This is a genomic window from Anianabacter salinae (assembly GCF_019061145.1).
Taxonomy (GTDB): domain Bacteria; phylum Pseudomonadota; class Alphaproteobacteria; order Rhodobacterales; family Rhodobacteraceae; genus Anianibacter; species Anianibacter salinarum.
Map to the genome: position 1 here is coordinate 385,793 of NZ_JAHQZS010000002.1, position 19,193 is coordinate 404,985.

The following is a 19,193-nucleotide window of genomic DNA, read 5'->3' on the forward strand; positions in this document are numbered from 1 at the left end:
GGCGTGACACCCTGATCCAGAGACGTTTCCCCATGACCGACGCGGCCACACCCTCCGCTCCGGCGCAGAAGAAGAACATCTTCTCGCTGCTGGAGATCGACACCCGCCTTCTGGGCATGATCGGCGCCTTCGCCGTCCTGTCGATCGGGTTCGACCTGATCACCGACGGGCGCTTTCTGACCCCGCGGAACATCTTCAACCTGACGATCCAGACTGTCAGCGTGGCGATCATGGCCACCGGCATGGTGTTCATCATCGTCACTCGCCATATCGACCTGAGCGTCGGCTCCTTGCTGGCCACCTGTTCGGCGATCATGGCGATGACGCAGACGGTGCTGACCCCCGACATGCTGGGCCTCGGGCTTAACCATCCGCTGACCGCGCCTATCGCCATCGTCATCGGGCTGGTCGCAGGCACCGCCATCGGCGCCTTTCACGGCTGGCTGGTCGGCTACCTGACCATCCCCGCCTTCATCGTGACGCTGGGGGGCCTGTTGGTCTGGCGCAACGTCGCCTGGTATCTGACCAACGGCCAGACCATCGGCCCGCTGGACGAGACCTTTCTTCTGTTCGGCGGCATCAACGGCACGCTCGGCGTGACGTGGAGCTGGATCGTCGGCATCGTCGCCACGGTGATTGCCATCGCTGCGCTGTTCAACGCGCGCCGGGGCAAGCTTGCGCATGACTTCCCGGTCAAGCCGCTGTGGGCCGAAGCCATGCTTGGCACCATCATCGCGGTCGTCATCCTTGGTTTCGTCGCGCTTCTTAACGCCTACGAGGTGCCGACACCCCGGCTCGAGCGGATGTTCGAGGCGCGCGGCGAGGTTATGCCCGAAGGCTACACCGCCGGATACGGCGTGCCCTACTCGGTGCTGATCCTGCTTGTCGTCGCGGTCGTGATGACGCTGATCGCCCGTCGCACCCGGCTGGGGCGCTACATCTTCGCCACCGGCGGCAACCCCGACGCGGCCGAGTTGTCGGGCATCAACACCCGGCTGCTGACCGTCAAGGTCTTTGCCATCATGGGCGCGCTCTGCGCGGTCTCGGCGGTCGTCGCCTCGGCGCGGTTGTCGTTCCATTCCAACGACATCGGCACGCTGGACGAGTTGCGCGTCATCGCGGCAGCGGTCATCGGCGGCACCGCGCTGTCGGGCGGCATCGGCACGATCCACGGCGCCATCCTTGGCGCGTTGATTATGCAGTCGCTGCAATCGGGCATGGCCATGGTCGGCGTCGATGCGCCGTTCCAGAACATCGTCGTGGGTGCGGTCCTTGTCTTCGCCGTCCTTGTCGACATCATCTACCGCAGACGCACGGGAGCAGCATGATGGCCACCGGAACCAACAAGGGAACCCCGCTGGTCGAGATGCGCGACATCTCGATCGCCTTCGGCGGCGTGCAGGCCGTCGACCATGTGACGGTCGATCTTTATCCCGGCGAGGTCGTCGGCCTTCTGGGCCACAATGGCGCGGGCAAGTCGACGCTGATCAAGTGCCTGTCGGGCGCTTATCAGCAGGACTCGGGCGAGATTTTCGTCAACGGCGAGAAGGCGACGATCAACAATCCCCGTGACGCGCGCGGCTACAACATCGAGACGATCTACCAGACGCTTGCGCTGGCAGATAACCTTGATGCCGCGTCGAACCTGTTCCTGGGGCGCGAGTTGACCACGCCGTTCGGCTTTGTCGACGACTCCAAGATGGAGGCCGAGACGCGCAAGATCATGGGGCGGCTCAACTCCAACTTCCGCAAGTTCAACGTGCCGGTGTCGGCGCTGTCGGGCGGCCAGCGGCAGTCGGTGGCGATCAGCCGTGCGGTGTATTTCAACGCCCGCATCCTGATTATGGACGAACCGACCGCCGCACTCGGCCCGCAGGAAACGCAGATGGTCGCCGAACTGATCGACGAGCTGAAGCGTCAGGGCCTTGGCATCTTCCTGATCGACCACGACGTGCACCAGGTCAAACGGCTGTGTGACCGCGCGAGCGTGATGAAGAACGGGCAGCTTGTGGGCACGGTCAACGTCGATGACGTGACCGAGGATGATCTTCTGGCGATGATCATCCTTGGCAAGAAGCCCGAAGAGCTGGCGGCCTGATCCGACCCCCTCCGGCGTTCCGGGCCGATGGTCCGGGCGCCAAAGTCCAAAACGCATGAGGTAGCCATGTTCATCGGTCTCGATCTCGGGACGTCCGGACTGAAGGGCATTCTGATAGACGTCTCTCAGCGCATCGTCGCGGAAGCGACGGCGCCGTTGACGGTCCAGCGCCCGGCAGAGGGCTGGTCCGAGCAGGCGCCCGCCGACTGGGTCGCCGCCGCCGAAGCGGTGTTCGACGCGCTGTCGGACCACGATCTTTCGGGCGTGCAGGGCATCGGCCTGTCGGGGCAGATGCACGGCGCGACGCTTCTGGATGCGGCCGACGAGGTGCTGCGCCCCTCGATCCTGTGGAACGACACCCGCGCCCATGTCGAGGCGGCGCTGATGGACGCGGACCCCGCGTTCCGCGAGGTGTCGGGCAACATCGTCTTTCCCGGCTTCACCGCTCCGAAACTCGCCTGGGTCCGCAAGCACGAGCGCGAGGTGTTCGACCGGGTCGCATCGGTGCTGTTGCCGAAGGATTACCTGCGCCTGTGGTTGACCGGCGAGCATGTCGCCGAGATGTCCGATGCGGCGGGCACAAGCTGGCTCGACACCGGCGCGCGCACCTGGTCGGACACGCTTCTGGACAAGACCGACCTCAGCCGGGCGCAGATGCCGCGGCTGGTCGAAGGCTCTGAAGTGTCGGGCGAGATGCGCGCCGACCTTGCCACCCGCTGGGGCCTGCCCGCAGGCGTTCCCGTCGCGGGCGGGGCAGGCGACAATGCCGCCGCAGCGATTGGCGTGGGCGTGGTGCGGGGCGGGCAGGGGTTCGTGTCGCTCGGAACCTCAGGCGTCCTGTTCGCGGCGAACGACGGCTACCGGCCCGATGCGGCGACGGCGGTGCACACCTTCTGCCATGCCCTGCCGGACACCTGGCACCAGATGGGCGTGATCCTGTCGGCGACGGATGCGCTGAACTGGTATGCCGGGCTGGTGGGGCAGGACGCCGCCGCACTGACGGGCGCGCTGGGGGATCTGCACGCCCCCGGCAAGACGCTGTTCCTGCCGTATCTGGGCGGAGAGCGCACGCCGCTGAACGACGCCGCCATCCGGGGTGCGTTCCTTGGTCTCGAACATGCGACCGACACCGCTGCGGCAACGCGCGCCGTGCTGGAAGGCGTGACCTTCGCCATCCGCGATTGCCGCGATGCGCTGGCCGCGACCGGGACCGAGATCGACAGCCTGCTGGCCGTCGGCGGCGGGTCACGTTCGGACTACTGGCTGCGCGCCATCGCCACCGCGCTTGGCCTGCCGCTCGACCTGCCCGAGGCGGGCGACTACGGCGGCGCGTTCGGGGCTGCGCGGCTTGCCATCATGGCGGCCACCGGCGCCAGCGCCGCAGAGGTGGCCACACGCCCCGCCATCGCCCGCACCATTGATCCCGATCCGGCGCTGTCCGCCGCCTTCGACGAGGGCCACGACCGTTACCGCGCCGCGCAAACCGCCATACGAGGACTGACATGACCGACTTCTTCGCCGGACTTCCCAAGATCGCCTACGAGGGGCCCGACAGCACCAACGACTTCTCCTTCCGCCACTACAATCCCGACGAGACGGTCATGGGCAAGCGGATGGAGGATCACCTGCGCTTCGCCATCGCTTATTGGCACAGCTTTGCCTGGCCGGGCGGCGATCCCTTTGGCGGGCAGACCTTTCAGCGCCCGTGGTTCGGCGACACGATGGATCTGGCGCGGCTGAAGGCCGATGTCGCGTTCGAGATGTTCGACATCCTCGGCGCGCCGTTCTTCTGCTTTCACGACGCCGACGTGCGCCCCGAAGGCGCTGATTTCGCGGAAAGCACCCGCAATCTCGAGGAGATCGTGGACTACTTCGGTCAAAAGATGGAGACGTCGAAGACGAAACTCCTCTGGGGCACGGCAAACCTGTTCTCGCACCGCCGCTTCATGTCTGGCGCTGCGACCAACCCCGACCCCGATGTGTTCGCCTACGCGGGCGCGACCATCAAGACCTGCATGGACGCCACGCACAAGCTGGGCGGCGCCAACTATGTTCTCTGGGGCGGGCGCGAGGGCTACGAGACGCTGCTGAACACCGACCTGTCGCGCGAGTCGGAACAGGCGGGGCGGATGCTGTCGATGGTGGTCGACTACAAGCACAAGATCGGCTTCAAGGGCGCGATCCTGATCGAGCCGAAACCGCAGGAGCCGACCAAGCACCAGTACGACTACGATGTCGCCACGGTCTACGGGTTCCTCAAGCGCTTCGGGCTTGAGAACGAGGTCAAGGTCAACATCGAACAGGGCCATGCGATCCTTGCCGGGCATTCGTTCGAGCACGAGTTGGCGATGGCGTCGAGCCTTGGGCTGTTCGGGTCCATCGACATCAACCGCAACGATTACCAGTCGGGCTGGGACACCGACCAGTTCCCCAACAACGTCCCCGAGATGGCGCTGGCCTTCTACGAGGTGCTCAAGGCGGGCGGATTCACCACCGGCGGCACCAACTTCGACGCCAAGCTGCGGCGCCAGTCGCTTGATCCCGAGGACCTGATCCTTGCCCATGTCGGCGGCATGGATGCCTGTGCGCGGGGCCTCAAGGCGGCGGCGGCGATGCTGGAGGACGGCACGCTCGAGGCGCTTCGGGCCGAGCGCTACGCCGGTTGGGACAGCGACGAGTCGCAGAAGATCCTGCGCGGCGAACGCTCGCTCGGCGATCTGGAAAGCCATGTCCGGTCTGCCGGGATCAACCCGGAACCGCGATCGGGCCGTCAGGAACGGCTGGAGAACCTGGTGAACCGCTTCGTGTGACCCGCGCGCCCTGGCCCCGGGATCACCGTCAGGCCAGGGCGATGCCCATCACGACGCACATCAGCCCGATGGCCGACACCGCCAGCGCGCCAAGGTTCGCCGGAACGATCCGCTGCAGCTTGGCGCGCATGGCCTCGTCGGACAGGCCCTGCCGCTTGGCGCGGGCCACCGACACGATGCACCAGACCAGGCCCGCCAGCCCCGCCAGCGACAAAGCCGTTCCGATCCACACAAGCCATTCCATCGCCGTCTCTCCTGCCTGAAAGCGCGACTGCGTACCGCGAAGCCGCCGCGCGGGCAAGCGTTCAGACCCTTGCGGCACCCCGGCGCGGGCGCTATCCCGGCGCTTCGAGCATCCCGAAGAGGCAGGACAGATGAGCGATACCGCGACCAACCCCGACACCTACAAGGTCACAGCCGACGAATTGCGCCAGTTCATCGAGCGCTTCGAGCGGCTGGAGCAGGAAAAGAAGGACATCGCCGACGCGCAAAAAGAGGTGATGGCCGAAGCCAAGGCGCGCGGCTACGACACCAAGGTGATGCGCAAGGTGATCGCGCTGCGCAAGCGCGACAAGGACGACATCGCCGAGGAAGAAGCGGTGCTCGAGATGTACAAATCCGCGCTCGGGATGTCCTGAGGCGGCTTTACTCGGGCCCGGATTGCGCCTAGCTCAGCGCTATGGCTGACCAAAACGCTCAACTTGGGCGCGCCCGGCGGCGCCTGTCCGTGTCCGGCTGGTCGGTCGGCGCCGCGATCATCGCGGCGCTTGTGCTGTTGCCCATCGTTTCGGTCGGCTGGATCGCGTTGAATCCGACCGAGAACATCTGGCCGCACCTTTTGTCCACGACGCTGCCGCGCTACCTGAGCAACTCGTTGATCCTTGCTGTCTCGGTGGGGGGCATCACCGCCTTCGTGGGCGCAGGGACCGCCTGGCTGGTGTCGATGTACCGCTTTCCGGGCGCGGGGCTTCTGGAATGGCTGCTGCTGCTGCCGCTGGCGATCCCGGCCTATGTGGGCGCCTATGCGCTGGTCGATTTCCTCGAATACGCGGGGCCGGTGCAGACGGCCTTGCGCGATCTGTTCGGCTGGCAGACCTCACGCGATTACTGGTTCCCGCAGATCCGCTCGATGGGCGCCGCGATCCTGGTAATCTCGGCCTCGCTGTTTCCCTACACCTACCTTCTGGCGCGCACCGCGTTCCGCGAACAATCGGGCGCCGCGTTCGAGGTCGCGCGCACGCTTGGCGCGGGGCCGTGGCGCCGGTTCCTGTCGGTCGGCCTGCCGCTGGCGCGTCCCGCCATCGCCGCCGGAACCGCCATCGTGATGATGGAAACGCTGTCCGATTTCGGCACGGTGGATTTCTTTGCGGTGCAGACGCTGACCACCGGCATCTTCTCGGTCTGGCTGCAGGCGGGAAACGCGGGCGGCGCGGCGCAACTGGCCAGCGTGGTGCTGATCCTGATCTTCGTGCTGGTTGCGATCGAGAAATCCTCGCGCCGCCATCTGCGCCACTTTCAGGCCGCGCGTCATGTCCGGCCCGTGACGCGGATCACACTGACCGGAGGGAAGGGCTGGGCCGCCACCGCCGCCTGCGCGCTGCCCTTCGCCATCGGATTTGTGCTGCCGACGGGCGTGATCCTGAGCCACGCGCTGCGCCACCCCGATTACTGGATCGATCCGGGGCTGTTGCGGGCGCTGTGGCACACGCTGGCGGTGGGCGGCATCGCGGCGGGCGTCACGGTGACGGCGGCGCTGTTCATGGTCTGGGGGATGCGCCAGACCGGGCGCGGGCTGCCGCGCCTGCTGCTGCCGCTGACGACCATCGGCTATGCGGCGCCGGGCGCGGTGCTGGGCGTCGGGCTGCTAATCCCGATGGCGGCGGCGGACAACTGGCTGGCGGACGTGGTCGAGGATATGACGGGGCGCGACATCGGGCTTCTGATGACCGGCTCTGCCGTCGCGATCGTCTATGCCTACGCGGTGCGGTTCTTTGCCATTGCGCAGGGCGCTGCGGATGCCGCCATGGGCCGGGTCGCGCCGTCACTCGCGATGGCGGCGCGGTCGCTCGGGCGCTCGTCAGGCGGCACGCTGCGGTCGGTCTATGTGCCGCTGATGCGCGGGTCGGTCGGCACCGCGCTGCTTCTGGTGTTTGTCGATTGCGTCAAGGAATTGCCCGCCACGCTGCTTCTGCGGCCCTTCGGCTATCACACCCTCGCGACGCGGGTGCACGAGAAGGCGTCACTGGAAAAGATAGGCGAGGCGGCCCCCGCCGCGATGCTGGTGATCGGCGTCGGTCTGGCGGCCGTGCTGCTTCTGGCCCGAACCAACCGCGACAAGGCGGCATAGCTGGAACCGGTCAGAGATCCTTCACCAGCCGCAGCGCATCGTAGATCGCCGCGTGGATGTTGCGCGCGCTGACCGCATCGCCGATGCGGAACAGCTGGAACGCGCCGCCGGGGTTGCGCGTGGCGGTCTGCGGGCGCCCAGCGATCAGCGCGTCGTGGTCGACCTCTCCCTCGTTCGAGGACAGCGGCTTCAGCGCGAAATACAGATCATCGAGGGGCAGGGTGCCGTAGTTCACCACCACCTGGTCATAGGTCTTCGTGCTGGTGAAATCGCTGTAGTCCGTGCCGATCGTCGCCTTCAGCCGGTTGCCGTCGCGCACCACGCCCTTAAGCCGCCGGGTGACGGTAAAGGCGACGTCCTTGTCCTGCAGCGCGCGCATGTAGGGCACGAGGTTCATCGCCATGATGTCGGGAGCAAAGACGCGGTCGGGGGTCATCACCTCGACGGTTGCGCCCGCGGTCGCGGCCACCTCGGCGGCCATCAGGCCGGGATGATCGCCGCTTTCATCATAGATCAGGACATCCTGGCCGGGCTTCACATCGCCCGAGATCAGGTCCCACGCGCTGACGACATGGGGCTGGTCGGTGCCGCTTTCGAACAGTTCGGTGTTCGGCAGCCCGCCCGTTGCGACGATCACCACATCGGGGGCCAGGGCGGTCACATCCTCGGCCTCGGCCCAGGTGTTGAACCGGAACGTGACGTCGCGCGCGGCGCATTGCGACATGCGCCAATCGATGATGCCGATCATCTCGCGCCGCCTTGGGCTGAGCGCAGTAAGGCGGATCTGTCCGCCGGGGTCGGGCTGGGCCTCGAACACCGTCACCTCATGGCCGCGCGCAGAGGCGACGCGCGCCGCTTCCAGCCCGGCGGGCCCTGCGCCGATGATGACAACGCGCCTGCGTTCGGGCGCGGGGGCGATGTCATGCGGCATCGTCAACTCGCGCCCGGTGGCAGCGTTGTGGATGCACAGTGCTTCGCCCGCGGCGTAAATCCGGTCGAGGCAATAGGTGGCGCCGACACAGGGGCGGATGTCATCCTCGCGCCCCTCGACGATCTTGCGCACGACATGCGGGTCGGCCATGTGCGCGCGGGTCATGCCGACCATGTCCAGAAGCCCGGCCTGAATGGCATGCCGCGCCGTGGCGACATCGGGTATTCGGGCCGCGTGAAAGGTGGGCATTCCGGTGGCGGCCTTGACCGCGCCCGCGAAATCGAGATGCGGCGCGGTCTTCATACCCTGCACCGGGATCACGTCGGTCATGGCGGGATCGGTATGGATGCGCCCGCGGATCACGTTCAGGAAATCGACCATTCTGGTCGCCGCCAGCCGCTTCGAGATCTCGATGCCTTCTTCGGGGGTGATGCCGCCCGCCTCGGCCTCGTCGGCGGTGTAGCGCAAGCCGACGATGAAATCGTCGCCGACGCGCTTTCGGATGCCTGCCAGCACGTCCATCAGCAGCTTCATCCGGCTGTCGAGGCTTTGCCCGCCGTAGGGCCCGTCCAGGTCGTTGGTCAGCGGCGACCAGAACTGATCGAGCAGGTGGCCGTAGACCTGAAGCTCGATCCCGTCCATGCCGCCCGCCTTCATGCGTTCGGTCGCGTCGGCGAAATCGCCGATGATACGCTCGATGTCCCAATCCTCGGCCAGCTTGGGGAACGCCCGGTGCGCCGGTTCGCGGTGCCTGGACGAGGACACGGATGGCAGCCAGTCGCCCTTGGACCAGCCGGTGCGGCGGCCGAGGTGGGTCAGCTGGATCATCACCGCGCAGCCGTGGTCGTGGCAGGCATCGGTCAGTTGCCGAATCCACGGCACCACTTCGTCCTTGTAGGCCAGCACGTTGTTGAACACCGGCGGGCTGTCGCGCGACACGGCGGCGGACCCTGCGGTCATCGCCAGCGCCACGCCCGCCTTCGCCCGTTCGGCGTGGTAGGCGGCATAGCGCTCTTTCGGCATCCCGTCCTCGGGATAGGCCGGCTCATGGCTCGTGGTCATGATCCGGTTGCGAAGGGTGAGATGCTTGAGCTGATACGGCTGAAGAAGGGGATCGTTGGACATGCGGGCATCCTTGCTGACGTGGTCAGGATTCCCCGGAATGTTCACTTATGTCAAGTATGAGTTCATCGGCGTATATTTTTCTTGTCGCGCCCGGGCGGGGGGCCTATCCTCGCCCGCATGCCGAACCGGAAGGACACTTCAGACAAGTCGGACGAGCCGGAGAAGGCGACCGGATGGCGCGGCTCGCGCGAGCTGTGGCTGGACGCGGCCAAGCAGGCTCTGGTTCTGTCCGGTCTCGACGCCGTCAAGATCCAGCCTCTGGCGACCGGTCTGCAGATCTCGCGCACCAGCTTTTACTGGTTCTTCAAGGACAGGACGGCGCTTCTGGACGCGCTTCTCGCGGACTGGGAGGCGCGGAACACCGGGGCTTTCGTCACCGCCTGTTCCGCCTATGCCGAGACGATCTCCGAGGCGATCCTGAACCTGATCGCGGTGTTTCACGAGGAAACCGTTTTCGAGCCGCGTCTGGACTTCGCGGTGCGCGGCTGGGCCCACCAGTCAGCCGATGTCGCCGCGCGGGTGCAGGCCGCAGACGAGATCCGGCTTGCCGCGATCCGGCAGATGTTCGAGCGCTTCGGCTTCGCCCCGGACGAGGCGGACGTGCGCGCCCGAACCGTATACCTGACCCAGATCGGCTATATCTCGATGCAGGTGCGGGAAAGCGCCGACGTCCGCATCGCCCGAGTGCCCGGATACGTCAAGACATTCTCTGGCCAGTCCCCCACGCGCAGCGAACTGGCCCGCTTTCACGCCCGGTTGCAGCAGGGCCGCAAGGCCGAGGAGGCCGGCGCGACATGAGGCCCCCGCGGTGATGTCCGGGGCGGCGGCGGCAGGTCTTGTCGAGCGAGGTGACTTGCGCTACCCACCGGAAGCGCGGTGCGGGGGAGCGGTGTTCCCGTCAGCCGCAGGGCCGGTCTAGCTCAGCTGGTAGAGCGTCTGATTTGTAATCAGAGGGTCGGGGGTTCGAGTCCCTCGACCGGCACCAATTCGAACGGCGGCGCGGCAGATCGGGATGGACTGGTCCGACCACGAAGGCGACGGCTTGGCGGGCCTCCGCTGGGGCGCCGATCCCGCTGAACCTGAAATTGGGGATATTTTGCCGGGTTGGTGGATCTTGTCACCGGGCCCGTGCGATGTGCAAGCTGAACCGGCGGGGGAGGCTCTGCCTCCCCCGGACCCCCTCCGGAGTATTTCCGGACCAAAGAGGACAGGATCGCGGGCTGGTCTGTAGCTGCCCCGATCCTTCAGGAGGCGCCAGATGACCGATGCGTTCTTTACGCCTGTTTCGGGCTTCGACCTGCCGCGGTTCGCGGGGTTGGCGACGTTCATGCGGCTGCCGCATGTGCCGCCAGGTCACGAGCGGTATTCCGAGGTCGAGGTCGGCCTGGTGGGGCTGCCCTGGGACAGCGGGACGACCAACCGGCCCGGCCCGCGTCACGGTCCGAGGCAGCTTCGCGACGCTTCGACCATGATCCGGGCGCAGAACGGGGCAACGGGGATCCGGCCGTTCGAGGTGCTGCGCTGTGCCGATCTGGGCGATGTCGGCCCCAATCCCGCAGACGTTCTGGACACGATGGACCGGATCACCGCGTTCTATGACGGGCTTGTGGCGGCGGGCATTCGGCCGCTCACGGCGGGGGGCGATCATCTGTGTTCTCTGCCGGTGCTGCGCGCGCTGGGGCGCGGCGCGCCGCTGGGGATAGTGCATTTCGACAGCCACACCGATCTGTACAGGGGATACTTCGGCGGGTCCGCCTATACTCACGGAACACCGTTCCGCCGCGCGGTCGAAGAGGGGCTTCTGGACCCGGGGCGCGTGGTGCAGATCGGCATCCGCGGCACGATGTATGACAGCGAGGACCGCGATTTCGCTGACAGCGTCGGCATCCGGGTGATCGGGATCGAGGAATATTTCCGCCGCGGGCTCAACGATGTCATGGCCGAGGCGCGGGACATCGTGGGCGAGGGGGAAACCTATGTCTCGTATGACATCGATTTCGTCGATCCCGCCTTTGCCCCCGGCACCGGAACGCCCGAAATCGGCGGGCCAGACAGTTATCAGGCGCTCGAGGTGTGCCGCCATCTCTACGGGCTCGATATCGTGGGGGCCGACATGGTCGAGGTCTCTCCGCCGTTTGATCCGACGGGCGCGACGGCTTACCTCGGGGTATCGGTGATGTTCGAGCTGCTTTGCGCCATGGCGGCGTGACCTGTGCACCCGAGATGCCGGACGAGATACTGGACGAGATACTGGACTCGGGCACGCGGCTTGGATAGATGGGCGGCGACAGTTGTCGTTACCGCTAACGGCGCCCCTTCAAGGAGGCATGAATGGTTTCGCGCATCATCCCGGTCGATCCGTTCGACTTGACCATCTTCGGCGGAACCGGCGATCTGGCCCGGCGCAAGATCCTGCCGGGCCTCTACCGCCGCTTCTGGGCCGAGCAGATGCCCGAAGATGCCCGCATCATCGGCGCCGCCCGCAGCGAGATGTCGCGCAAGGACTTTCAGGACATGGTGCGCGAGGCGCTGCTGGAATTCGTGGCGGGCGCCAAGCGTGACACGGACCGGATCGAGGCGTTTCTCGATCATATCCACTATGTCGCCATCGACGCCAAGGGCGAGGGCGGCTGGCCGGACCTCAAGGCGATGCAACGCGACGGCGTCGTGCGCGCCTTTTATTTCTCGGTGGCGCCGGGGCTGTTCGGCGATCTGGCAGAGCGGCTTCATGCACATGGCATCACCGATGACGACAGCCGGATCGTGGTCGAAAAGCCGTTTGGCCGGGATCTTGCCTCGGCACGGACGCTGAACGCCACGCTGGCCGAGCATTTCGACGAGCACCAGATTTACCGGATCGACCACTACCTCGGGAAAGAGACGGTGCAGAACCTGATGGCCGTCCGCTTCGGCAACATCCTGTTCGAGCCGCTGTGGAACGCGCAATACGTCGATCACATCCAGATCACCGTGGCCGAGACCGTCGGCGTCGGCGGGCGCGGGCAATACTACGACAAGTCCGGCGCGATGCGGGATATGATCCAGAACCACCTGATGCAGCTTCTGTGCCTTATCGCGATGGAGCCGCCGCACCAGTTCGACCCCGACGCGGTGCGCGACGAAAAGCTCAAGGTGATCCGCGCGCTCGACCCCGTCGATCCGTCGGACATCGTGCGCGGCCAGTACGGCGCGGCCAAGGGCACCAAGAGCTATCTTGAGGATGTCGAAGACAGCGGCTCGGCCACGGAAAGCTTCATCGCGATGAAGGTGCATGTGTCGAACTGGCGCTGGAAGGGCACGCCGTTCTACCTGCGCACCGGCAAGCGGCTGAGAGGGCGCGCGTCCGAGATCGCGATCATCTTCAAGAAGACGCCGCATTCCATCTTCGGCGAGCAGGAAGAACAGCGCGGCAATGCGCTGGTGATCCGGCTACAGCCGAACGAGGGGATGAACCTGCGCGTCACCATCAAGGAACCGGGGCCGGGCGGCATGCGACTTGTCGAGGTGCCGCTCGATATGTCCTTTGCCGATGCGCTTGGGCCCGAGGCTGCGGATATTCCCGACGCCTATGAGCGGCTCATCATGGACGTGATCCGCGGCAACCAGACCCTGTTCATGCGCGGCGACGAGGTCGAGGCGGCGTGGGCCTGGACCGATCCGATCATCGACGGCTGGGAGGCGCGCGGCGACCGTCCCAAGACCTACGAGCCGGGCAGCTCCGGGCCGGAGGAATCGGCGATGCTGCTGCACCGGGAGGGGCGCCGCTGGAGGGAGATCCGCGAATGAAGCTCGTCGAATACCCCGACCGCGAGATGATGATGATCGACCTCGCCAACGTGCTGGCGGGCGAGTTGCGGTCTTGTCTGTCGCGTCACGATCATGCGTCCTTTGCGGTCCCGGGGGGCACCACGCCGGGGCCGATCTTCGACACCCTGTCGGCGGTCCGGCTGGACTGGGACCGCGTGCATGTGCTGCTGACTGACGAGCGCTGGGTGCCCGAGGATCACGAGCGGTCCAACACGCGGCTTCTGCGCGAGCGTCTGTTCACCGGCGAGGCCGCGCGCGCCGTGCATGTGCCGCTTTATTCCGGGCACGAGGCGCCCGAGGACGGGCTGGACGCCTTGAGCGACGCGCTGGCGCCTGAATTGCCGCTGTCCGTCCTGTTGCTGGGCATGGGCGACGACATGCACACGGCCTCGCTGTTTCCGGGCGCCGACCGTCTGGCCGACGCGATGGCCCCCCATGCGCCGCCGCTAATGGCGATGCGCGCGCCCGGCGCGCCCGAGCCGCGCATCACCCTGACGCGTCCCGTGCTGTCGGGCGCGATGTCGACCCATATCGTCATCACCGGGCGAGCCAAGCGCGGCGCGCTGGACCGCGCGCGCGAGATCGGCGATCCCCTGCGGGCGCCCGTCTGCGCCGTGCTGGCGGACGCCACCGTTCACTGGTCGGAGTAGTCGCTGATGGATTGGACCACGCTGCAAGCCTTGCATGACAGGACGAAGGGCCGGGGCATCCTGCCGCTGTTCGACGCGGCGCGCCCTGCCGAGTTCTCGGTGCGGGCCGAGGGGATGCTGCTGGACTATTCCAAGACCAACATCGACGAGGAAACCCGCCGCGCGCTTCTGGCACTGGCCGAAGAGGCGGGCGTCGCGGACAAGCGCGACGCGATGTTCGCAGGCCATGCGATCAATGAGACCGAGGGGCGCGCGGTGCTGCACACCGCCTTGCGAAACCTGTCGGGCGCACCGGTCATGGTGGACGGCAAGGATGTGATGCCGGGCGTGCTGGCGACGCTGGACCGGATGGACGCCTTTGCGACCGCAGTGCGTGGCGGCGCGTTCCAGACGCCGGGTGGCAAGCGGATCACCGACGTTGTCAACATCGGCATCGGCGGATCCGATCTTGGCCCCGCGATGGCCACGCTGGCGCTTGCGCCCTACCATGACGGCCCGCGCTGCCATTTCGTGTCGAACGTCGACGGCGCGCATGTTGCTGACACGCTGACGGGGCTGGACCCTGCCACGACGCTGGTGATCGTCGCCTCCAAGACCTTCACCACCATCGAGACGATGACCAACGCGCAGACCGCGCGCGACTGGATCGCGGATACGGTCGGGGCGGATGCGGCGGGCGGCCATTTCGCGGCGCTGTCCTCGGCGGTGGACCGAACGGCGGCCTTCGGCATCGACGAGGCCCGGGTGTTCGACTTCGAGGACTGGGTCGGCGGGCGCTATTCGATGTGGGGTCCAATCGGCCTGTCCTTGATGATCGCCATCGGCCCGGATGATTTCCGCGACGTGCTGCGCGGCGCCGAAGCGATGGACCTGCATTTCCGCAGCGCCGAGCCGCAGCGCAACATGCCGGTGATGCTGGCGCTGGTCGGCCTCTGGCACCACCAGGTCTGCGGTTATCCGACCCGCGCCGTGCTTCCTTATGACCAGCGCCTGTCGCGGCTGGCCGCCTATTTCCAGCAGCTCGAGATGGAATCGAACGGCAAGCGCGTGTCGATGGACGGGGCCGAGCTTTCCGTCGCCTCCGGCCCTGTCGTCTGGGGCGAGCCGGGGACCAATGGACAGCACGCCTTCTACCAGCTGATCCACCAGGGCACGCAGGTCGTTCCCTGCGAATTCATGGTCGCCGCGGCCGGGCACGAGCCGCATCTGGCGCATCAGCACCGGCTGTTGCTGGCCAACTGCCTGGCGCAGTCCGAGGCGCTGATGCGCGGCCGCAGTCTTGACGAAGCACGCGCGTTGATCGCCGACCGCTTCACGGGCGAGGAGCTGGAGCGGCAGGCGCGGCACCGGGTTTTCCCCGGCAACCGCCCGTCGACAACGCTGGTCTATCCGCGCCTCACGCCGCGCGTTCTGGGGCAGATCGTGGCGCTGTATGAACACCGCGTCTTCGTCGAGGGCGCGATCCTCGGGATCAACTCCTACGACCAATGGGGGGTGGAGCTTGGCAAGGAGCTTGCCAAGGCGCTGGAGCCGGTGATCGCGGGTGACGCCTCCGCCGATGACAAGGACGGGTCGACCCGCCAGCTTGTCGCCTTCGTGCAGGATGCCGCTTCGTCCGGTGCTTGAAGGAAGGGCGGCAAGGTGCCGCCCGCCCTTGATAATCCAGGTTCAGAAAAACGCCTGAAGCCCGGTCTGCGCCCGCCCCAGAATCAGCGCATGCACGTCGTGCGTGCCCTCATAGGTGTTCACCGTCTCAAGGTTCTGCGCGTGGCGCATCACATGGTATTCGGCCATGATCCCGTTTCCGCCATGCATGTCTCGGGCGGCCCGCGCGATATCCAGCGCCTTGCCGCAGTTGTTGCGCTTGATCAGGCTGATCGCCTCGGGCGCGGCCACGCCGTCGTCCAGCATCCGGCCCACCCGCAAGGACGCCTGCAGCCCAAGCGCGATCTCGGTCTGCATGTCGGCCAGCTTTTTCTGGAACAGCTGCGTCTGCGCCAGCGGGCGCCCGAACTGCTTGCGGTCAAGGCCATACTGCCGCGCCAGATGCCAGCAGTCTTCCGCCGCACCCATCGCGCCCCAGGAGATGCCATAGCGCGCCCGGTTGAGACATCCGAACGGCCCCTTGAGACCCTCTACGTTGGGCAACAGCGCCTCCTCGCCCACCTCGACGTTAACCATCGAGATTTCGCCGGTGATCGAGGCGCGCAGCGATAACTTGCCGCCGATCTTGGGCGCCGTCAGACCGGGCGTGCCCTTGTCCAGAACGAACCCGCGGATCTTGCCACCATGCGCCTCGGACTTGGCCCAGACCACGAAGACATCCGCGATGGGGGCGTTCGAGATCCACATCTTGGCACCGTTCAGGACATAGCCGCCGTCCGTCTTCGTCGCAGTTGTCTTCATGCCGCCCGGGTCGGACCCGGCTTCGGGTTCGGTCAGGCCGAAACACCCGGTCCATTCGCCAGACGCAAGCTTCGGTAGGTACTTCTGCCGCTGAGCGTCCGAGCCGTAGGCGTGGATCGGATACATCACCAGCGACGACTGCACCGACATCATCGACCGATAGCCGGAATCCACCCGCTCGACCTCGCGCGCGACAAGCCCGTAACTGACATAGCCCGCACCGAGGCCGCCGAATTCTTCGGGAATCGTGATGCCCAGAAGGCCCATCGCGCCCATCTCGGCAAAGATCTCGGGCGCAGCGGTCTCGTTGAGATACATGTCGGTGACGCGCGGCATCAGCTTGTCCTGCGCATAGGACCGCGCGCTGGCGGCGATCATCCGCTCGTCGTCCGTCAACTGGCGGTCCATCAGGAACGGGTCGGCCCAGTCGAACCCCGCAAGCGAGGGGCCGTGCCCCATGGTCTGTCCGTCCGGCATGATCGTTCCTCCTGAGGTCTGCGCGTCCCTTGATTGAGACATAGTCCGCCGCGCGTCAACCACGACCCCGGCGCAGGGGGGGGTGCGCGGTCCCGCCCCATCTTTGGTCCGGAAATACTCTGGAGGGGGTCCGGGGGAGGCAAAGCCTCCCCCGGCTGGATCGCCCCGCAGCGCAGCGCAGCGCGGGGCGAGGGTCCTCAGACGCCGCGCGTCGCCATCACCCGCTCGAGGTGGTGGTCGGTGTCTCCAAGCTGGTGGTCGATCATCACCAGTCGCTTGGCGTAATGCGACATCTGGTATTCCCATGTCATCGCGATGCCGCCGTGCATCTGTACGCAGTCCTCGGCCACCAGTTTCGCGGTCCGGCCGATCAGGTTCTTTGCCATCGACACGCTGCGCGATTGCGCGCCGGTGCCTATCCGGCTGGCGGCGAGGATGGTGATCGACCGCGCCTGTTCGATCTCGGTTTTCATGTCGACCATGCGGTGCTGCAACGCCTGAAAGCTGCCGATGGTCGTGCCGAACTGTTTGCGGCTCTTGAGATAGTCGAGCGTGATGTCGAAACTCACGTCCATCGCGCCGACCGCTTCGGCACAAAGCGCCAGCGTCCCGGCGTCAAGCGCGTCCTGCACCGCCGCGCCAGCCTCTGCCAGCAGCAGCGTGGCAGGCGCGGCGTCAAGGAACACCTCCGCAGCGCCGCCGCCGTCGATCATGCCATAGGGCGTTACCTCGGCGTCGCTGGCCGCCACGTCGAACAAGGCCATCGTGCCGTCCAGCAGCGCCGCTACCAGGAACCGTTCCGCGACATGGCCGCCATAGACCACGGATTTGCGCCCCGACAGGCGGTATCCTTCGCCGTCCTTGCGCGCGGTGGTGGCGATGCCGGACAGATCATAGGGCGCGTCCAGCTCGCCCAGCGCGGCGGCGTGATGCACCGCGCCCGCCAACAGAGCCTCCTGATCCGCGCCCGCCGCCGCCAACAGGCGGGACGACAGCAGCGCCGCCAGCACCGGCTCGGGACAGATCGCGCGCCCCAGCGCCTCGAATACCGCCGTGATGTCAAAGCCCGCGCCGCCAAAGCCGCCCTGATCCTCGGGCGCCAGTGCCATCAGCACCCCCAGTTCGGACAATTCCGCCCAGCGCGCTGGATCGTGGAACGGCGCCTGATAGGCGGCCTTGGCCCGGTGTTCCCAGCCATACTTGCCTGCGAGGTAGCGGTTCAGCGTGTCCGACAGCATCCGCCGGTCGTCGGTCATCTCGAAATTCATCTGTTCACAGCCCCAGCATCGCTTTCGACAGGATGTTCCGCTGGATCTCGTTCGATCCGCCGAAGATCGAGATCTTGCGGTTGTTGAAATACTCCGCCGCCTCGTTGGCGAAATCCCCGGGCACCAGCGCGGCATTGCCGTCCAGATCCTCGGAGGGGAAGGGCGCGGCGGCGGGGCCGAGCGCGCGGCGTGTGAGGTCGTTCAGTGTCTGCCGGATCACGGTGCCCTTGATCTTGAGCATCGAGGATTCGAGCCCCGGCGCGCCGTTCTTCTGCGCCTCGGACAGCATCCGCAGGTTGGTGATCTTCATCGCCTCGAGGTCGATTTCGGTCTGCGCCATGCGCGCGGCGAACAGCGGCGTCTCGGCCAGCGGCCTGCCGCCCCGCGTGATCTTGCGCGCGATGATCTTCAACTGCTCGAAGGCGGCGGCCGAGAACCCGACGCCCGCGATGTTGGTGCGCTCGTGGGTCAGCAGGTATTTGGCGATGGTCCAGCCCTGATTTTCCGCGCCCACGAGGTTGGACGCGGGCACGCGCACATCGGTAAAGAACACCTCGTTCACCTCGTGTCCGCCCTCGATCAACTTGATCGGGCGCATCTCGATGCCGGGGGTATCGAGGTCGATCAGCAGAAAGCTGATGCCTTCCTGCGGCTTGCCGTCCTTTGACGTGCGCACGAGGCAGAAGATCTTGTTGGCGTGCTGGCCAAGAGTGGTCCAGGTCTTTTGGCCATTCACGACATAGTCGGCGCCGTCGCGCACCGCTGCCGTCTTCAGGCTGGCAAGGTCAGACCCGGCGCCCGGTTCGGAATAGCCCTGGCACCACCAGTCGGTGCCGTCCAGAATGCGCGGCAGGAACGACGCCTTCTGCGCCTCGCTGCCGAACTTGAGCAGCACCGGCCCCAGCATGTGCACGCCGAAGGGAACGATGCGCGGGGCGAAGGCCAGCGCGCATTCCTCTTCGAAGATGTGCCGCTCGACCGGGGTCCAGCCGGTGCCGCCGTGGTCCTTCGGCCAGGTCGAGGCCAGCCAGCCGCGCGCGTTCAGGATCGCGTGCCAGCGCACCATGTCTTCGCGGCCGAGCTCGATATTCGCGCGAACCTTGTCCGACAAGTCCTTGGGCAGGCTGTCTTTCAGGAAGGCACGCACCTCGTCCTGAAAGGCGCGTTCCGCCTCGGAATAGCTCAGGTCCATCTGATCCTCCCCCCGGATGCTGCGCCGAAAGATAGAGCACCCGAACGCCGGGCTGTCCACAGCGTCATGGCACGCGCAAGGC

General features: G+C 66.5%; 16 protein-coding genes and 1 tRNA gene. 12 read left to right on the forward strand and 5 right to left on the reverse strand.

Translation table 11 applies throughout. From position 1 onward, the window contains the following. The first annotated feature begins 32 nt into the window (after nt 1–32). From KTJ87_RS06475 to xylA, 4 genes are all read left to right on the forward strand, one after another. Nucleotides 33–1,328: a sugar ABC transporter permease gene (locus KTJ87_RS06475; RefSeq protein ID WP_267138285.1), complete on the forward strand. Its 1,296-nt coding sequence runs from the start codon at nt 33–35 to the stop codon at nt 1,326–1,328. Next, complete coding sequence (locus tag KTJ87_RS06480) at nt 1,328–2,098, forward strand: ATP-binding cassette domain-containing protein (RefSeq protein ID WP_267138286.1); 771 nt, start codon at nt 1,328–1,330, stop codon at nt 2,096–2,098. Before KTJ87_RS06475 ends, KTJ87_RS06480 begins: the two co-directional genes overlap by 1 nt. Nucleotides 2,099–2,164: 66 nt before the next feature. Next, complete coding sequence (xylB, locus tag KTJ87_RS06485; RefSeq protein ID WP_267138287.1) at nt 2,165–3,604, forward strand: xylulokinase; 1,440 nt, start codon at nt 2,165–2,167, stop codon at nt 3,602–3,604. Further along, on the forward strand, nt 3,601–4,908 hold the full coding sequence (gene xylA, locus KTJ87_RS06490) for a xylose isomerase (protein WP_267138288.1): 1,308 nt from the start codon (nt 3,601–3,603) through the stop codon (nt 4,906–4,908). Before xylB ends, xylA begins: the two co-directional genes overlap by 4 nt. 28 nt (nt 4,909–4,936) lie before the next feature. On the opposite strand, the gene KTJ87_RS06495 is transcribed toward xylA, so the two are convergent. Continuing rightward, nucleotides 4,937–5,152, reverse strand: a complete 216-nt coding sequence (locus KTJ87_RS06495) for a hypothetical protein (RefSeq protein WP_267138289.1) — start codon at nt 5,150–5,152, stop codon at nt 4,937–4,939. Nucleotides 5,153–5,282: 130 nt separating this feature from the next. On the opposite strand from KTJ87_RS06495, the gene KTJ87_RS06500 reads away from it, so the two are divergent. Together KTJ87_RS06500 and KTJ87_RS06505 are read left to right on the forward strand one after the other, a co-directional pair. After that, nucleotides 5,283–5,546 carry a DUF2312 domain-containing protein gene (locus KTJ87_RS06500; protein WP_267138290.1) on the forward strand — a complete coding sequence of 88 codons (264 nt, stop codon included), beginning with the start codon at nt 5,283–5,285 and terminating at the stop codon, nt 5,544–5,546. A 41-nt stretch (nt 5,547–5,587) separates the two neighbouring features. After that, nucleotides 5,588–7,255: an ABC transporter permease gene (locus tag KTJ87_RS06505; RefSeq protein ID WP_267138291.1), complete on the forward strand. Its 1,668-nt coding sequence runs from the start codon at nt 5,588–5,590 to the stop codon at nt 7,253–7,255. A 10-nt stretch (nt 7,256–7,265) separates the two neighbouring features. On the opposite strand, the gene KTJ87_RS06510 is transcribed toward KTJ87_RS06505, so the two are convergent. After that, nucleotides 7,266–9,311: an NADH:flavin oxidoreductase gene (locus KTJ87_RS06510; protein ID WP_267138292.1), complete on the reverse strand. Its 2,046-nt coding sequence runs from the start codon at nt 9,309–9,311 to the stop codon at nt 7,266–7,268. Between the two features lie 117 nt (nt 9,312–9,428). Between KTJ87_RS06510 and KTJ87_RS06515 the strand changes: the two genes are divergently transcribed. The 6 genes from KTJ87_RS06515 to pgi all read left to right on the forward strand — a co-directional run bounded on the left by KTJ87_RS06515 (nt 9,429) and on the right by pgi (nt 15,394). Next, nucleotides 9,429–10,109: a TetR/AcrR family transcriptional regulator gene (locus KTJ87_RS06515; RefSeq protein WP_267138293.1), complete on the forward strand. Its 681-nt coding sequence runs from the start codon at nt 9,429–9,431 to the stop codon at nt 10,107–10,109. A 111-nt stretch (nt 10,110–10,220) separates the two neighbouring features. After that, nucleotides 10,221–10,296, forward strand: a tRNA-Thr gene (locus tag KTJ87_RS06520). A 273-nt stretch (nt 10,297–10,569) separates the two neighbouring features. Beyond that, nucleotides 10,570–11,520 carry an agmatinase gene (locus tag KTJ87_RS06525; protein WP_267138294.1) on the forward strand — a complete coding sequence of 317 codons (951 nt, stop codon included), beginning with the start codon at nt 10,570–10,572 and terminating at the stop codon, nt 11,518–11,520. Nucleotides 11,521–11,642: 122 nt separating this feature from the next. Further along, nucleotides 11,643–13,097 carry a glucose-6-phosphate dehydrogenase gene (gene zwf, locus KTJ87_RS06530; RefSeq protein WP_267138295.1) on the forward strand — a complete coding sequence of 485 codons (1,455 nt, stop codon included), beginning with the start codon at nt 11,643–11,645 and terminating at the stop codon, nt 13,095–13,097. Then, nucleotides 13,094–13,768, forward strand: a complete 675-nt coding sequence (pgl, locus tag KTJ87_RS06535; RefSeq protein WP_267138296.1) for a 6-phosphogluconolactonase — start codon at nt 13,094–13,096, stop codon at nt 13,766–13,768. Before zwf ends, pgl begins: the two co-directional genes overlap by 4 nt. A 6-nt stretch (nt 13,769–13,774) precedes the next feature. Beyond that, the gene (pgi, locus tag KTJ87_RS06540) at nt 13,775–15,394 is read left to right on the forward strand and encodes a glucose-6-phosphate isomerase (RefSeq protein ID WP_267138297.1); all 1,620 of its coding nucleotides are present in this window, start codon (nt 13,775–13,777) and stop codon (nt 15,392–15,394) included. A 42-nt stretch (nt 15,395–15,436) separates the two neighbouring features. On the opposite strand, the gene KTJ87_RS06545 is transcribed toward pgi, so the two are convergent. The 3 genes from KTJ87_RS06545 to KTJ87_RS06555 all read right to left on the reverse strand — a co-directional run bounded on the left by KTJ87_RS06545 (nt 15,437) and on the right by KTJ87_RS06555 (nt 19,111). Continuing rightward, nucleotides 15,437–16,651 carry an acyl-CoA dehydrogenase gene (locus KTJ87_RS06545; RefSeq protein WP_267138298.1) on the reverse strand — a complete coding sequence of 405 codons (1,215 nt, stop codon included), beginning with the start codon at nt 16,649–16,651 and terminating at the stop codon, nt 15,437–15,439. Nucleotides 16,652–16,848: 197 nt separating this feature from the next. Continuing rightward, complete coding sequence (locus tag KTJ87_RS06550) at nt 16,849–17,907, reverse strand: acyl-CoA dehydrogenase family protein (protein WP_323371658.1); 1,059 nt, start codon at nt 17,905–17,907, stop codon at nt 16,849–16,851. A 16-nt stretch (nt 17,908–17,923) separates the two neighbouring features. Beyond that, the gene (locus KTJ87_RS06555) at nt 17,924–19,111 is read right to left on the reverse strand and encodes an acyl-CoA dehydrogenase family protein (protein ID WP_267138300.1); all 1,188 of its coding nucleotides are present in this window, start codon (nt 19,109–19,111) and stop codon (nt 17,924–17,926) included. Nucleotides 19,112–19,193 lie beyond the last annotated feature (82 nt).

Excerpts from the sequence above, each read along its gene's own strand:
- KTJ87_RS06545 (WP_267138298.1), bottom strand. The coding sequence starts at position 16,651 with ATGCCGGACGGACAGACCATGGGGCACGGCCCCTCGCTTGCGGGGTTC.
- pgl (WP_267138296.1), top strand. The coding sequence starts at position 13,094 with ATGAAGCTCGTCGAATACCCCGACCGCGAGATGATGATGATCGACCTC.
- zwf (WP_267138295.1), top strand. The coding sequence starts at position 11,643 with ATGGTTTCGCGCATCATCCCGGTCGATCCGTTCGACTTGACCATCTTC.
- KTJ87_RS06500 (WP_267138290.1), top strand. The coding sequence starts at position 5,283 with ATGAGCGATACCGCGACCAACCCCGACACCTACAAGGTCACAGCCGAC.
- KTJ87_RS06515 (WP_267138293.1), top strand. The coding sequence starts at position 9,429 with ATGCCGAACCGGAAGGACACTTCAGACAAGTCGGACGAGCCGGAGAAG.
- xylB (WP_267138287.1), top strand. The coding sequence starts at position 2,165 with ATGTTCATCGGTCTCGATCTCGGGACGTCCGGACTGAAGGGCATTCTG.
- KTJ87_RS06480 (WP_267138286.1), top strand. The coding sequence starts at position 1,328 with ATGGCCACCGGAACCAACAAGGGAACCCCGCTGGTCGAGATGCGCGAC.
- KTJ87_RS06525 (WP_267138294.1), top strand. The coding sequence starts at position 10,570 with ATGACCGATGCGTTCTTTACGCCTGTTTCGGGCTTCGACCTGCCGCGG.
- KTJ87_RS06475 (WP_267138285.1), top strand. The coding sequence starts at position 33 with ATGACCGACGCGGCCACACCCTCCGCTCCGGCGCAGAAGAAGAACATC.
- pgi (WP_267138297.1), top strand. The coding sequence starts at position 13,775 with ATGGATTGGACCACGCTGCAAGCCTTGCATGACAGGACGAAGGGCCGG.
- xylA (WP_267138288.1), top strand. The coding sequence starts at position 3,601 with ATGACCGACTTCTTCGCCGGACTTCCCAAGATCGCCTACGAGGGGCCC.
- KTJ87_RS06550 (WP_323371658.1), bottom strand. The coding sequence starts at position 17,907 with ATGACCGACGACCGGCGGATGCTGTCGGACACGCTGAACCGCTACCTC.
- KTJ87_RS06495 (WP_267138289.1), bottom strand. The coding sequence starts at position 5,152 with ATGGAATGGCTTGTGTGGATCGGAACGGCTTTGTCGCTGGCGGGGCTG.
- KTJ87_RS06555 (WP_267138300.1), bottom strand. The coding sequence starts at position 19,111 with ATGGACCTGAGCTATTCCGAGGCGGAACGCGCCTTTCAGGACGAGGTG.
- KTJ87_RS06510 (WP_267138292.1), bottom strand. The coding sequence starts at position 9,311 with ATGTCCAACGATCCCCTTCTTCAGCCGTATCAGCTCAAGCATCTCACC.
- KTJ87_RS06505 (WP_267138291.1), top strand. The coding sequence starts at position 5,588 with ATGGCTGACCAAAACGCTCAACTTGGGCGCGCCCGGCGGCGCCTGTCC.